This is a genomic window from Arthrobacter sp. DMZ02-1R, from assembly GCF_057747935.1.
This window is the reverse complement of record NZ_CM173230.1, coordinates 2,360,835-2,373,886: the sequence shown is the minus strand read 5'-3', so window position 1 is coordinate 2,373,886 and position 13,052 is coordinate 2,360,835. Positions and strand designations below refer to the sequence as shown.

10 protein-coding genes are annotated in these 13,052 nt (G+C 63.1%); 5 read left to right on the top strand and 5 right to left on the bottom strand.

What is annotated here, in order from left to right; genetic code table 11:
* Positions 1-101: 101 nt before the first annotated feature.
* Positions 102-1,586 (top strand): LCP family protein, encoded by a 1,485-nt coding sequence (locus AC3ANQ_RS11575; RefSeq protein ID WP_488305176.1) that lies wholly within the window; start codon positions 102-104, stop codon positions 1,584-1,586.
* 69 nt (positions 1,587-1,655) lie between these two features.
* Here the strand turns inward: AC3ANQ_RS11575 and AC3ANQ_RS11570 are convergent, their stop codons facing one another.
* On the bottom strand, positions 1,656-3,608 hold the full coding sequence (locus AC3ANQ_RS11570) for a M13 family metallopeptidase (protein WP_488305175.1): 1,953 nt from the start codon (positions 3,606-3,608) through the stop codon (positions 1,656-1,658).
* A gap of 250 nt (positions 3,609-3,858) precedes the next feature.
* Here AC3ANQ_RS11570 and leuA point away from each other — a divergent pair, with 250 nt between their 5' ends.
* From leuA to AC3ANQ_RS11555, 3 genes are all read left to right on the top strand, one after another.
* Positions 3,859-5,598: a 2-isopropylmalate synthase gene (leuA, locus tag AC3ANQ_RS11565; protein ID WP_488305174.1), complete on the top strand. Its 1,740-nt coding sequence runs from the start codon at positions 3,859-3,861 to the stop codon at positions 5,596-5,598.
* 83 nt (positions 5,599-5,681) lie between these two features.
* Positions 5,682-6,437 (top strand): DNA repair protein RecO, encoded by a 756-nt coding sequence (gene recO / locus AC3ANQ_RS11560; protein ID WP_488305173.1) that lies wholly within the window; start codon positions 5,682-5,684, stop codon positions 6,435-6,437.
* A gap of 2 nt (positions 6,438-6,439) precedes the next feature.
* Positions 6,440-7,258, top strand: coding sequence for an isoprenyl transferase (locus AC3ANQ_RS11555; RefSeq protein WP_488305172.1), 819 nt, complete (start codon positions 6,440-6,442; stop codon positions 7,256-7,258).
* Positions 7,259-7,289: 31 nt separating this feature from the next.
* Here AC3ANQ_RS11555 and AC3ANQ_RS11550 read toward each other — a convergent pair whose 3' ends face one another.
* From AC3ANQ_RS11550 to AC3ANQ_RS11540, 3 genes are read right to left on the bottom strand one after another with little or no spacing between them, the layout of a single operon-like run.
* Positions 7,290-8,363 carry an alpha/beta hydrolase gene (locus AC3ANQ_RS11550; RefSeq protein ID WP_488305171.1) on the bottom strand — a complete coding sequence of 358 codons (1,074 nt, stop codon included), beginning with the start codon at positions 8,361-8,363 and terminating at the stop codon, positions 7,290-7,292.
* Positions 8,360-9,403, bottom strand: coding sequence for an alpha/beta hydrolase (locus tag AC3ANQ_RS11545; RefSeq protein WP_488305170.1), 1,044 nt, complete (start codon positions 9,401-9,403; stop codon positions 8,360-8,362). Before AC3ANQ_RS11545 ends, AC3ANQ_RS11550 begins: the two co-directional genes overlap by 4 nt.
* A 9-nt stretch (positions 9,404-9,412) precedes the next feature.
* The gene (locus tag AC3ANQ_RS11540) at positions 9,413-11,095 is read right to left on the bottom strand and encodes an FAD-binding dehydrogenase (protein ID WP_488305169.1); all 1,683 of its coding nucleotides are present in this window, start codon (positions 11,093-11,095) and stop codon (positions 9,413-9,415) included.
* A gap of 68 nt (positions 11,096-11,163) precedes the next feature.
* On the opposite strand from AC3ANQ_RS11540, the gene AC3ANQ_RS11535 reads away from it, so the two are divergent.
* Positions 11,164-12,231, top strand: coding sequence for a quinone-dependent dihydroorotate dehydrogenase (locus AC3ANQ_RS11535; RefSeq protein WP_488305168.1), 1,068 nt, complete (start codon positions 11,164-11,166; stop codon positions 12,229-12,231).
* 119 nt (positions 12,232-12,350) lie between these two features.
* Here AC3ANQ_RS11535 and AC3ANQ_RS11530 read toward each other — a convergent pair whose 3' ends face one another.
* Complete coding sequence (locus tag AC3ANQ_RS11530) at positions 12,351-12,950, bottom strand: DUF3043 domain-containing protein (protein ID WP_488305167.1); 600 nt, start codon at positions 12,948-12,950, stop codon at positions 12,351-12,353.
* Positions 12,951-13,052 lie beyond the last annotated feature (102 nt).

Genomic DNA, 13,052 nt, shown 5'->3' with positions numbered 1-13,052 from the left:
AGCACGTAGTGCGACGTCGCGATGCACGCGTGCAGGAGCCCGGCACCATTGGTCCGCCCGGCGCTGCACGCTACGGGGAAGCCCCCAGCACCCCCCGCCACATGAATGCTCCTAAGGGGCTCCCGCTCTGGCTCAAGATCACCGCAGTGTCAGTGTCTGTGCTCCTCGTCGCCGGCATCTCTTTCGCCGCTTACTGGGTTATCCGGTTGCAGTCGAACATCAGCAAGGCACCTTTGTCGGCAGGCGCCACGAGAACCGAAGCCGCGGCCAACGATGCCACGGACCGCTTGCAGATCCTCATCCTCGGTTCCGACACCCGCGACGGGAAAAACTCGCAATACGGTTCCTCACAGGACTCCACAGGCTACGGTCAATCAGATGTCATGATGCTTCTGGACATCTCGGCGGACAACAAGAGGGTGAGCCTCACTAGCTTTCCCCGTGATCTCTTGGTGACTGTCCCTAAGTGCACTGACGCCAAAACCAACACGGTTTATGAAGCCCACTCCAACGTCATGATCAACTCGGCCATGGCTGAGGCCGGCATCGGTTGCGCGGTGGACACCGTGAACAAGCTCACCGGGTTGGAGATTGACCACTTCATGATGGCTGACTTCAACGCCGTCAAGGAACTGTCCAAAGCCGTGGGCGGAGTCGACGTGTGCGTGAGCGACGCCGTCTACGACCCCGATTCCGGGCTCAGACTCGCCAAGGGGACTTCGAAAGTCGAAGGCGAGCAGGCCCTGGCCTTCCTGAGGACCCGCCACGGTTTTGGTGATGGAAGCGACCTCGGACGCATCCAAGCGCAGCAAGGGTTCCTTTCCTCGCTGACCCGCAAAGTCAAGGCTGATGGCACGCTCAGCAATCCGCAGAGCCTGCTTTCGATCGCCGACGTCGTAACCAAGAACCTCACCGTGGATAACGGCCTGGCATCCGCCCAGTCGCTCCTGACGATCGGGAACCGCCTCAAAGACATTGACCTGTCCAAGGTGGCCTTCGTGTCGGCTCCCACCCGGCCCGCCGCCGTCGACATCAACAGGCTCGAACTGGTCCAACCACAGGCCACGCAGTTGTTTGCGGCCATGCGGGCGAACTTGGACCTCACCAACCCGGCCGCCACAGCGGCTCCGTCGCCGAGTTCCTCGCCTGCCCCGACGGCCTCCTCAGGCACTCCTTCAACGCCGGCTGCCGGTTCTCCCGCCGCCCCTGCCTACAACAAGGCCCTCCAAGCAGTGACGGTAGCCGACGGTTCGGGCGTTGCGTCACGAGGCCAGGAACTCGCGGCCGCACTCATTGGCGGCGGGTTCACCAAGGCCGGCCATTTCCTGGCCGCGGCTGCATCCAAGACGGTTGTCTATTACGGGACCGGTTATGCCGACGTTGCGCCGGACGTTGCCGGCCTGTTGGGCATTCCCGCCGCACAGATCGAGCCGTCTCCGGGCATCGTCGGAGTCCAGGTGTATGTGGGCTCCGACTTCACAACGGGAACAAAGTTTGGAATGGTTTCCGTCCCGGCCGACGTCGTCAAGCAGACCGCGGGCGACGTAAAGTGTCAGGCCGTCAACCCCGCCCTCATCGCCCGGTAGCCACGCGACAAAGCGAAGGGAGCGTTGACCACCGCTTGTGGTCAACGCTCCCTTCTTTCGTACTGCTTCTTACCAGATACTGACGCGGTCCTCAGGCGACAGCCACATCCCGTCCCCGGATTCCACCGCGAACGCCTCATGGAATGAGTTCAGGTTCTTGGCGATGGCGTTAGTGCGGAACTCGTTGGGGGAGTGCGGGTCCGTAGCGACGCGCCGGATGGCTTCCTCGGGCCGGATGACCTGGCGCCAGCCGGCAGCCCAGGACATGAAGAAGCGCTGCTGGCCGGTAAGGCCCTCCAAGACGGGCGGTTCCGAACCGTCAAGGCTCAGCAGGTAAGCCTTGTATGCGATGGTCAGGCCTCCCAAGTCGCCGATGTTTTCGCCCAGCGTGAGTTTCCCGTTGACCTTATGCTCAGGAGCCGCATACGGCGCAAGAGCGTCAAATTGGGCCACGAGTTTGGCCGCCAGTCCTTCGAATGCCTTGCGGTCTTCCTCGCTCCACCAGTTCCGCAGCGCTCCGCTTCCATCAAACTGGGAGCCCTGGTCGTCGAAGCCGTGGCCGATCTCATGTCCGATGATTGCGCCGATGCCGCCGTAGTTGACGGCGTCGTCAGCCTCTGCCGTGAAGAAGGGGGGCTGCAGGATCGCCGCGGGGAAAACAATCTCGTTCAGCATCGGGTGGTAGTAGGCGTTCACGGTCTGCGGGGTCATGAGCCACTTGTTCAGATCAACCGGCTTGCCGATCTCATCAAGGTGGCGGTCGACGTCGGCATTGTGGGCCCGCTCGACGTTCCCCAGAAGATCAGCCGGGTCGATGTCGACGGCGGAGTAGTCGATCCACTTGTCCGGGAAACCAATCTTGGGCCGGAAGGCCGCGAGCTTCTTCAGTGCTTCCGCCTTGGTGTCCTCGCCCATCCAGTCGAGGGCGGTGATGCTCTGGCGGTAAGCCTCGATCAGCTTGGCGACCAGCGTCTGCATCCTGGCCTTGTAACCCTCGGGGAAGTGGCGCTCCACATAGATCTGTCCCACTGCCTCTCCGAGGGCGGCTTCGACGACGGCGACGCCGCGCTTCCAGCGGTCCTTATTCTGCGGCGTACCGCTCAGGGTGGTGCCGTAAAAATCGAAGTTTGCATCGACGAAGGTTGACGACAGATAGGGGGCAGCAGCGTTGAGCACGCGCAAAGCCAACCATTCCTGCCAGGTGGCAAGAGGTTCAGACTCGACAAGGGCGGCCGCACCGGTGAAGAAATCCGGAGTGCTCACCACCAGCTCGGTGAATTTGTCGCCCTCAATCCGGGCGGCGTCGAACCATGCGTCCATGTATGGGAACAGTTCACGTCCCTCATCCGCAGTCTTGAGGTTGTATGTCTTTTGCGGATCGCGAAGCGTGACGTTATCCCAGTGGTGCGAGGCAAGGGCCTTTTCAAAGGCGACGATGCGCTGGGCCGCTGCGTCGGCATCGGGAATACCTGCCAGGCTGAAGAGTTTGGCGACATACTTGCCGTAGGCACTGACAATCGGTTCGAACTTCTCGTCCCGGTAGTAGGACTCGTCTGGAAGGCCAAGCCCGCCTTGGCCGATGTAAAGCAGGACCCGGTCCGGGTTCCCGGCGTCGGGCGCTGGGTAGATGGAGAAGAGGCCGGAAACATCCGAGCGGAACAGCCGCCCGGACAATGCGACAACTTCGGCGGGCGAAGCAGTGGCAAAGACCTCATCGATCCGGGCGCGAATCGGTTCCATGCCCTTGGCTTCGGCAGCGTCCTCGTCCATGAAGCTGTTATAGAGCTCACCGACTTTGCGCTCGATTCCACTGGCGTCCTCGCCCTTAGCGGCCGCCTCTTCGATGATCGCTTTGACTGCCAGTTCGGCGCCATCACGCAGCGCGGTGAAAGTTCCCTCCAGCGGACGGTCGTCCGGAATGACCGTGGCCTTCAGCCACGCACCATTGACGTGCTGGTAGAGATCGTCCTGCGGCCGAACGCTTTCATCGATGTTGGACAGTGTGATCCCCGACTGTGGCACAAGAACTCCTTCGGACGACGAGCGGATCCGGCTCTCCACCGTAACCGCGTCTGCATAGTGGACGTTGCTTCAGGTATTGCATTGTCATCATACGCACCCGTGTTACTGTGAAATGGTGCGTGCAGGAATGCTTCTCCTTAGCTGCCGCGGCGGGGCCTTGAAAGCGAATATTCGCTAGGCCAACCCTCGCTGCGGAGTTAGCTGTGCCCGGCCAATCTTCCTTCAAGATTAAGAGAAAAGGCCCTAAGTCATGCGCAACGCACAAAAGCCCTCCGGAATGCCGATCCACCGGTACCTGCCTTTCCAGGACCAGATCAAGGTCGAGCTGGCAGACCGCACTTGGCCGGACAAAGTCATCACCAAGGCCCCGCGCTGGTGCGCCGTGGACCTGCGTGACGGCAACCAGGCACTGATCGATCCCATGAGCCCGGCCCGCAAGCTGAAGATGTTCCAGTTGCTGGTGAAGATGGGGTACAAGGAAATCGAGGTCGGCTTCCCGTCTGCGTCGCAGACCGACTTCGACTTCGTGCGGCAACTCATCGAAGGCGGCCACATTCCGGATGACGTCTCCATCCAGGTCCTGACCCAGGCGCGCGAACATCTGATTGAGCGCACCTACGAATCCCTCGTGGGCGCCAAGCAGGCCATCGTCCACCTGTACAACTCCACGTCGGTTCTCCAGCGCCGCGTTGTGTTCAACCAGGACGAAGACGGGATCCTGGATATTGCCCTGCAGGGTGCGCGCTTGTGCAAGAAGTACGAGGAAACCCTCACGGACACCCACATCACCTATGAGTACTCGCCGGAGTCCTTCACCGGAACCGAGCTCGAGTACGCAGCGCGGGTTTGCAACGCAATTGCCGACGTTTTTGAAGCATCCGCCGACAAGCAAGTCATCATCAACCTGCCCGCCACCGTGGAAATGGCCACCCCCAACGTTTACGCCGACTCCATCGAATGGATGCACCGGAACCTGCATCCCCGTGACGGCATCATCATCTCCCTCCACCCCCACAACGATCGCGGCACGGGCGTCGCGGCGGCAGAGCTGGGCTACCTGGCAGGCGCCGACCGCATCGAAGGTTGCTTGTTTGGCAACGGCGAGCGTACCGGCAACGTGGACTTGGTCACCCTGGGCCTGAACATGTTCGTGCAAGGCGTGGATCCGATGATCGATTTCTCAGACATCGACGAAGTCCGCAGGACCGTGGAGTACTGCAACCAGTTGCCCGTCCCCGAGCGCTCCCCGTATGGTGGCGATCTCGTGTTCACGGCATTTTCCGGTTCGCACCAGGACGCCATCAAGAAGGGTTTCGAAGCCCTCGAAAAGGAAGCTGCCGCGGCCGGCAAGGCCGTTGACGACTTCACCTGGCAGGTCCCGTACCTGCCGATCGATCCCAAGGACCTGGGCCGCAGCTACGAGGCCGTCATCCGCGTCAACTCGCAGTCCGGCAAGGGCGGTGTGGCGTACCTGCTCAAGAACGAGCACAGCCTTGACCTGCCGCGCCGGGCACAGATCGAATTCTCCGGCGTCATCCAGCACCGCACCGACACCGTGGGCGGCGAAGTCAGTGGAGCCCAGCTGTGGGCGATGTTCCAAGACGAATACCTTCCCGCTACCACGGCCGATGGCCAGTGGGGACGCTATTCGCTGGGCTCCATCCGCACGGAGACCGATGAATCCGGCGAGCTGACCCTGCACGCAGCGCTCCGCGTCGACGGCACCGTGGTTCAACGAACCGGCACGGGCAACGGCCCCATCGCTGCGCTGCTGGATATCCTGCGTGAAGACGGCGTGGACGTACGCGTCCTGGACTATTCGGAACATGCATTGTCCGAGGGCGGCAGCGCCAGTGCGGCAGCATATGTCGAATGCGCCGTCGGCGAGCGGGTCCTGTGGGGTGTCGGTATCGATCCCAACACGAGCACCGCTGCGCTCAAGGCAGTCATCTCTGCTGTCAATCGCGCCATTAGGGCTGTCCGGGCATAGCTATTTGCCGTGCGGCACCGTCAACACGGTGCCGCACGGCTCCGCCGGACCCGAGAAGGCCCGGTGTGGTGCGAAGATTAACTGTGGCCAATCCTTCTTCGTTCGCAGCGCGGTCCTATCGGGACGATGCCGTTGTGCTGCGCACCCACAAACTGGGCGAAGCGGACCGCATTATCACTCTGCTGACAAAACATCACGGCCAGGTTCGGGCGGTGGCAAAGGGTGTGCGGCGGACCAGTAGCCGGTTCGGGGCCCGGCTGGAACCCTTCATGGTGGCAGACCTCCAACTGGTGTCTGGCCGCACCCTGGACATCGTCACCCAGGCGGTCGCCAAAGGAGCCTATGGGAGCTCGATTGCCGCCGATTATTCACGGTACACGGTCGCTGCCGCCATGACGGAAACCGCAGAGAAGCTGACAGACGCCGACGCCGATTCGGGAACCGCGCAATACAACCTCCTCGTGGGGGCTCTTGCCTCGCTGAGCCGTTCCGACCACCCCCCGGAACTCATTCTTGACTCCTACCTCCTTCGCGCTTTGGCCACCGGCGGCTGGGCACCCAGCTTCACGGACTGTGCCCGCTGTGGGGCGGCCGGTCCGCATACCGCATTCTCCGCTCCCTTGGGCGGAATGATCTGCGCTAACTGCCGCCCCCCTGGTTCGCCGGCGCCGGCACCCGAGACCGTGGTCCTGTTGGGCGCGTTGCTGACGGGGGACTGGGCAACGGCGGATGTGTCCGAGAGCCTGCATCGCCGGGAGGCAGCCGGTTTGGTGGCGAGCTACTTGCAATGGCATCTTGAACGAGCATTGAAGTCCCTCAAACATGTGGAGCGAAGCTGAAAGTGGCACTGGGAAAAAAGAAGACGGCAACTGCGCGGAGGACCCCGGTTAAGGCCCCGTACCAACATCCCTCGGGGGCCAGGCCACCGGCCATACCCGCCGAACTGGTCCCGCAGCACGTGGCCATCGTCATGGATGGCAACGGCCGCTGGGCAAACCAACGCGGCCTGCCGCGCATCGAGGGCCACAAGGCCGGGGAACCGGCGCTGCTGGATGTGATGGCCGGCGCGATCGAACTCGGCATCAAGTACGTCAGCGTCTACGCTTTCTCCACTGAAAACTGGCGCCGTTCTCCTGAAGAAGTGCGTTTTCTCATGGGATTTAACAAGGACGTGCTGCGTCGGCAGCGCAACCAGCTCGACGAGTGGGGGGTGCGAATTCGCTGGGCAGGCCGACGTCCCAGGCTATGGGGTTCCGTCATCAAGGAACTTGAGGAAGCAGAGGATTACACCCGCGGCAACGACACGTGCACGTTGACCATGTGTGTTAATTACGGCGGCCGGGCCGAAATCGCCGACGCCGTCGCAGCTATCGCCCAGGATGTTGCCGATGGACGCCTGAAGCCGGGCTCTGTCACAGAGAAGACCATCCAGAAGTACCTTGATGAACCGGATCTTCCGGACGTCGACTTGTTCCTGCGCAGTTCCGGTGAGCAGCGGCTGTCCAACTTCCTCTTGTGGCAATCGGCCTACGCAGAGTTCGTCTTCATGGATACGCTGTGGCCCGACGTCGACCGCAGGACCTTGTGGGACGCCGTCGAGATCTATGCCAAACGGGACCGCCGCTACGGTGGCGCAGTGGACGCTGCCGCATCCCGCTGACAATTAACACGAGTGCGCTGTCAAAATCCGGTCAGTCCGGATAAGAAGCCAACCAGATAGCGACGTCCCTGTAGGCCTGCTGGCGGACCGTGCGCCGTGACAAGAACACATCATGGAGAGCGCCCGGGTAGCGGAACACGGCTGTCCGCCGTCCAAGTCCCAGGGCCCGGCGGGCAGTCTGCTCAACATCGATCACGGCGTCGACGCGCATGAGCTCCGCGCTCCACTCCGACTGGATGCGGGTGCGTCCCGAAAGCAGCACGAGCACCGGAGCATCGATATTGAGTTTGCGTTCGACGGTGGAGTGTCCCGCCAGGACTGCCTTTGTCCACCCCGCGCGGATCGGGAACGACGTTCGCGGCCGCCATTCCGGATCAAGGGTCCATTCCCCGTGGGCCAGGTTGCTCACGCTTTCCCAGTAGGCCGGCATCTCCGGAAATCGGAATGGCCGCTTGGGATCCGTGCGGGCAAACGGTTCCACCAAATGCATCGCGATGCTGCGGATCAGACTGCTGCCCTGAAGTTCCAGCCACGGCGAATTCAGCGTCAGGGTGGCAATGCGGCCAGGGTTCCGGTCAGCCCACAGTGCCGCAAGCAGGCCACCCAGGGAATGGGCCAGAAGGTGGACGGTAGGCGCCTCCGCGCTACCGGTTATTTCGGCAATGTCCTGGCGTATCGCAAGCAGCGCGGCATCGATATCTTCGTCGTATACCGACAGATCGGTGGTGTAGCCGGGAGTTTGCCCCGGCCGGAGGCTCCGTCCGAACTTGCGTAAGTCAAGCGCATAGAAATGAAATCCGGAGGCACTCAGGAACTCCGCCAGTTCTGTCTGCATGAAGTAGTCGGCCCAGCCGTGGAGGTAGAGCACCACCCTCGGTGGGCCCTCCGTGACGGGAACTTCCCTCCGACGGCGGCGTCTGGTGAAGGCCGTCAAGGCATCGAGAAGTCCGTGTGGCGCCGAATGGGCTGGCACTGGACGGACGTGACGGACAAGGGTGGCGCAAACCGGACCTTCTTCGTCGGGTGGAAGTTCCAATTCCAGGGCCTCGAAACCACCGCCCAGAAAATCCTGTTGCCATACCGGCACGCCCAGCTCCGTGGTCATGGCGCTTCCCCAGACTGTCCGTGTTCCTCGCCGGCCAAATGCTCAGGCGGCGGGCCGTTCGAGATGTAACCGCGAATCCAGCGCGCAAGCCGGGCGTAGGCATCGGCGCGCACCGGGCCTGCCGAAAGGAACACGTCGTGAAGACCGCCGTCCACCCGTTCCAACGTGACGGTGCGGCCAAGGGTCATGGCACGGACAGCCATGGTGTTCACGTCCAGGACTGCGTCTGAACGCCTCATGGACTCCTGCCAGACCATCCCGTTCGCGCTCGCTCCGGAGATCAGCACGAGGATGGGGATGTCAATTCTCAGCCCGCGGGCCACCCTCGTGTGTCCGCTGAGGACAGCGCTGAGCCATCCTGCCCGCATGGGGAAGGCCAAGGGGGGCCGGTATTTGGGATCGACGAGCCATTCGCCCTCGGCTGAGCTGCTGATGCTGCGGAAGTAGAACCCTCGTTCGGGCAAGCGCAGGATTGTCGTGGGACGGAAGCGCGCAAGCGGCTTCACCATGGTCTGGGCTGCACGGCGGACCAAGGAACTTCCGTGCATTTCAAGCCACGGGCTGTTGAGTACGAGGTACTGGACCGAACCGGGGTTGCGGCTGACCCACAAGGCGGCCACGAGTCCTCCGGTGGAATGTCCCATGAGGGTCAACGAACGGGGCACCTCCCCAAGAAGGTCGCCGGAGCGGATCATGTCGATCGCTTTGCCGATCTCAGCGTCGTAGTCATCTAGATGTTCCACGTAGCCACCCGGGGTGCCCGCCTGCAGGCTGCGGCCGTGGTTGTGCATGTCGAGGGCGTAGAAATGGAAGCCTTGTCCGGTCCAAAACTCTGCCAGTGCGACGTTGAAAAAGTAGTCGCTCCAGCCGTGCAGGAAAAGGATGGAACCGTTGGTGGCCGGTGGCCGATCGCCACGTCCTGCAACCTCGTGAGGGACGTGGCGAACCAGTGTTGCACGCCGGACCACCCCGTCAGGTCCTGCCGCCTCGAAGGCGCAACTTTCGAAGTCCGCGCCGAGGATGTCGGTCTGCCACTCCATGGGAACAGCTTAGACACTCGCTGCGGCATCGCGCCCTGCTGCGCGCCCGGAGAACAGGCAGCCGCCAAGGAAGGTTCCTTCCAATGCCCGGTATCCATGGATTCCGCCTCCGCCGAAACCAGATGCCTCTCCAGCCGCGTACAATCCGGGGAGCGACGCTCCGGAACTGTCAAGGACGCGTGAACGAAGGTCCGTCTGTAGTCCGCCAAGGCTCTTGCGTGTCAGCACGGAGAGCCGAACTGCCAGAAGCGGGCCGTGTTTCGCGTCGGTGAGCCGGTGCGGAGGGGCCACACGCATGATCTTGTCGGTGGCGAACCTCCGCGCCGCCCGGACAGCGGCGAGCTGCGGGTCCTTGCCTAGCCCGCTGGCCACTTGATGGTCCCGATCGCGGATGAGGTTATCGAGCTGGCCGGGATCTATCAGGGGCGAACCCGTCAGCGAGTTCATTTTTCCAGCTAGTTCGGTGGCCGTTGCAGCCTGCAGGAAATCCACGCCACGGTCCAGGAAGCCGCGCAACGGGGAATCACTGGCAGGACTGAGCCGAGAGGCCAGGAGCCGGATGTCCTTGCCTGTGAGATCCGGATTCTGTTCTGAACCCGACAAGGCGAATTCCTTGAGTGCGATGGTCCGGTTGCATACGAACCACGAATGTCCGTGTCCGCCCGCCAGGATATGCCTGAGGGCACCCAAGGAATCGAAGCCTGGAAAAAGCGGGGCGGGCAGCTGCCGTCCCGTCGCATCAATCCACAGCGACGACGGACCCGGGAGGATGCGGATGCCATGCAAGGGCCACACGGGGGAGTGGTTGTGGATGCCTTCGGGGTAGTGCCACATGCGGTCACCGTTGATGAGCCCTCCGCCGGCGGCAGCAACGGCAGCGAGGAACTCGCCATCCACGGAGGCCGGTACGCCGCTCAGCATGTGTTCCGGGGCCGTTCGGTCGGGCCATTGCCGCCTCACCATTGCATGGTTTCCACCAATTCCGCCGGTGGTGACGATGACGGCTCCGGCAGTCGCTTCAAAACTCCCTACGACGGTCCGCGACGACGCTTCGCCGCGTCCGGCGCCGGACGCCTGAAGTATCTCGCCGCTGACCCCGGTGACGCGGCCCGCCGTCGTCGTTAGTTCCGTGCCGCGATGCCGGAAGTGGAGGGATACCCTGCCCCGGGCGACGCCCTCGCTCACCTTTTCCAGGAACGGTTGAACGACGCCGGGGCCAGTGCCCCAGGTGACATGGAACCGCGGGACTGTGTTGCCGTGGCCTTGGGGGCCATAGCCGCCGCGCTCGGCCCATTGCACCAGCGGAAAGAGCCGCACGCCGAGCGATCTCAGCCACCGGCGCTTCTCGCCGGAGGCGAAGTCTACATAGGCCTCCGCCCAAAGCCGGGCCCAGGAGTCCTCCGGCCTGTCAAAGGCCGCGGATGCCAACCAGTCGCCCAAGGCAAGTTCGGCGCTGTCCCTGACGCCCAGCCTTCGCTGTTCGGGGGTGTTGACCAGGAACAGTCCACCGAAAGACCAATGTGCCTGGCCGCCCACGGAGGCTGCGGGTTCCTGGTCCACCACGGCAACCCGTTTCCCGAGTGCGTAGGCTTGGGCGGCGGCCACCAGCCCCGACAGTCCCGCGCCGATGACGAGAACGTCGGCTTGAATGGTTGCCTTGGAGTGAACTCCATCACGTGGATTGCTGGGCATTCGTACATGCTAACGCCCGGTAACCGCTCCGGTTTGGTGCGCCGCCTGTAAACCGGAAAACTAGGAACATGCGCGTTTACCCAACATTCTTCAAGCTGGCCTTCTCCTGGATGGATGCCGAAAAAGCACACAAGATCGGCTTCCAGGCGATCCGCTTCGCACACCGCTCGGGAGCGGGGCGCGTTCTGGCCAAAATGACGGCACCGCACCCCTCGCTGCGCACGGAGGCTTTCGGCCTGACCTTCCCCTCGCCGTTCGGCCTTGCTGCCGGTTTCGACAAGGAGGGCCACGGAATCGAGGCCCTCGCGGAGTTGGGCTTCGGCCACGTGGAAGTAGGCACCATCACGGGCCAGGCCCAGCCGGGTAATGAAAAGCCACGGCTTTTCCGCCTGATCGAGGACAAGGCCGTGATCAACCGCATGGGATTCAACAACGACGGCGCCGCGACGGTGGCGCCGCGCCTCAAGGCCGCGAGGGCGGCCCTGCAGCGCACGCATGCGGGCGTTCGCCCCGTGATCGGTGTCAACATCGGCAAGACCAAGGTTGTCGAGCTCGACGACGCGGTTGAGGACTATCTGGTCAGCGCCCGGAGCCTGGCGCCCGCCGCCGACTATCTTGTGGTCAACGTCAGCTCGCCGAACACTCCCGGCCTGCGCCTGCTCCAGAACGTCGAGACCCTCCGCCCGCTGCTGCGCGCCGTCGGAGACGCCGCCGACGAATCCGCTGGTCGCCATGTCCCCCTGCTGGTCAAGATCGCCCCGGACCTCAGCGACGACGACATTGACGATGTCGCCCGCCTCGCCCTGGACCTCAAGCTCGATGGCATCATTGCCACCAATACCACCATCGGACGGGAGGGCCTCGTTTCCGAACCGGGTAAGGTGGCGGCCTGCGGCGCCGGCGGGCTCTCCGGTGCGCCCCTCAAGGCGCGGTCGCTCGAGGTACTGCGCCGGCTCAAGGCCGCCGTAGGGGAGGGCCTGGCGCTCGTCGCCGTCGGCGGGGTGCAGTCCGCAGCCGACGTCCAGGAAAGGCTCGACGCCGGAGCCACCCTGGTGCAGGGATACACCGCGTTCCTCTACGAAGGTCCGTTCTGGGCCGCCGGCATCAACAAGGCCCTTGCGAAGCACCGCCGCTAGCCAGGCCCTCGATCGCCGCATGCGGACAAGCAGAAAGACCCTGGAACAGCTGTTCCAGGGTCTTTCTGCTTAGTTGGACTCTTGTCCTGGGTGGCTTGCGTCCTTGGTGGCTTGCGGCCCTAAGAGGGGTACTGGCCACGCTGGACCTGCGGCTTCGGAAGGCGCAGGCGGCGGAATTGCAGGGAACGCATGCTGCCGTACCAGACAGTGCCGCGCTCGACTTCGCCGAACTTCTGCGTCAGGCCCTTGCGCAGCTTGCGGGAAAGGATGAAAACGTCCGCGAAGACCGCCAGGAACATGACCCAGAAACCGATCAAGATATAGCTGAGGGCATCGCTTCCTGACGGAATGATGAAGGAGATCACTACGAACAGCAGCGCTCCGAACATCAGGTACTCGCCGAGGCTGAAACGGGCATCGACGTAGTCGCGGGCGAAACGCTTCTGGGGTCCCTTGTCCCGTAGCGGCAGGTATCTTTCGTCCCCGGTATCGAGTGCCTGGCGCACTTTCTGGCGCTGGTCCTGCACTGCGATGCGCTCGGCTTCCTTGGAGGCCTTACGGTCGGTCGGCACCAAGGGGCGCTTACGAGCAGCTTCCTGTTCTTTGCGCTTGGGCGTGGGTGCGCCCTTACCAGCACCTGTACCTTTCGCGGCGGCATCGGCGGCAAGCTGGTCTATTGAGTCTTGAGCGCTCGGCTCATCCTTTTTACGTCCAAACACCCCTACAGAATACCCCGCAGGAAGCGCCCTGAAGTTGACGCGACGCGGCACCCTGCGAATGAGTCCGCGACGCCGTCCATACCGGTTTCCCCGCACCACTCC

Bases quoted from the DNA above. Each gene is read 5' to 3' on its own strand.
- AC3ANQ_RS11545 (WP_488305170.1), bottom strand. From the start codon at position 9,403: ATGGAGTGGCAGACCGACATCCTCGGCGCGGACTTCGAAAGTTGCGCC.
- AC3ANQ_RS11550 (WP_488305171.1), bottom strand. From the start codon at position 8,363: ATGACCACGGAGCTGGGCGTGCCGGTATGGCAACAGGATTTTCTGGGC.
- AC3ANQ_RS11540 (WP_488305169.1), bottom strand. From the start codon at position 11,095: ATGCCCAGCAATCCACGTGATGGAGTTCACTCCAAGGCAACCATTCAA.
- AC3ANQ_RS11535 (WP_488305168.1), top strand. From the start codon at position 11,164: ATGCGCGTTTACCCAACATTCTTCAAGCTGGCCTTCTCCTGGATGGAT.
- leuA (WP_488305174.1), top strand. From the start codon at position 3,859: ATGCGCAACGCACAAAAGCCCTCCGGAATGCCGATCCACCGGTACCTG.
- AC3ANQ_RS11575 (WP_488305176.1), top strand. From the start codon at position 102: ATGAATGCTCCTAAGGGGCTCCCGCTCTGGCTCAAGATCACCGCAGTG.